At 72.0% G+C, this 737-nt stretch carries 1 protein-coding gene; it reads right to left on the bottom strand.

Features of this window, described 5'->3' with window-relative positions; translation table 11 throughout:
* A partial coding sequence (locus tag D8M39_RS12485; RefSeq protein WP_148111771.1) for a cytochrome P450 occupies positions 1 to 737 on the bottom strand: 737 nt, incomplete at both ends.

Here is a 737-nt window from a genome sequence, read left to right as displayed (position 1 = left end):
CCGCCGGTGATGTGGTCGGTGCGCACGTCGAGCTCGTCCATGCCGACGGCGAGGTCCAGCTCCGGCAGCCGACGGGCGAGCGTCGCGAAGACCGCACGCAGCTCGGTGCGGGCCAGGCTCGCGCCGATGCAGAAGTGCGGCCCGTGGCCGAAGCCGACGTGTCCGCGCTCGGTGCGGTCGGGGTCGAAGGTCTCCGCGTGGTCGAAGACGTCGACGTCGCGGTTGGCGGCGTTGACCGAGAGGATCACCGCGTCGCCGCGCGCGATGGTGACCCCGGCGATCTCCACGTCCTCGTGGGCGTAGCGCAGCAGCCCCAGGTCGCCGGTCGCGCCGAGGCGCATGACCTCCTCGATGACGGCGTCGATCCGGCCGTCCGGGTCCGCGGCTAGCTTGTCCCACTCGGCGCGATTGGTCATCAGGAACAGCATGCCGAGCCCGATCCGGTTCACGGTGGTCTCGTGGCCGGCGAACAGCAGCCCGACGCGGAGCCGGACCATCTCCGGGTAGCCGAACCCGGGGTCCTCGGCCTGGGCCTGCACGAGGTCGGTGATGACGTCCTCGCCCGGCTCGGCGCGCTTGCCCTCGGCGAGCCCGGCCATGTAGCGGCCGAACTCCTCGCGGGCGACGTGGGCGTCCTCGCCGGAAAAGGTCGCCATCCGGTCGGAGAGGGCGCGAAAGTACTCGCCGTCGGACTCGGGGACGCCGAGCAGCGAGCAGATGACCGCCACGGGAAGTGG

This window comes from Kocuria sp. HSID17590 (genome assembly GCF_003989485.1).
Lineage (GTDB): Bacteria > Actinomycetota > Actinomycetes > Actinomycetales > Micrococcaceae > Kocuria > Kocuria salsicia.
This window is presented reverse-complemented; position numbering and strand designations above follow the sequence as displayed.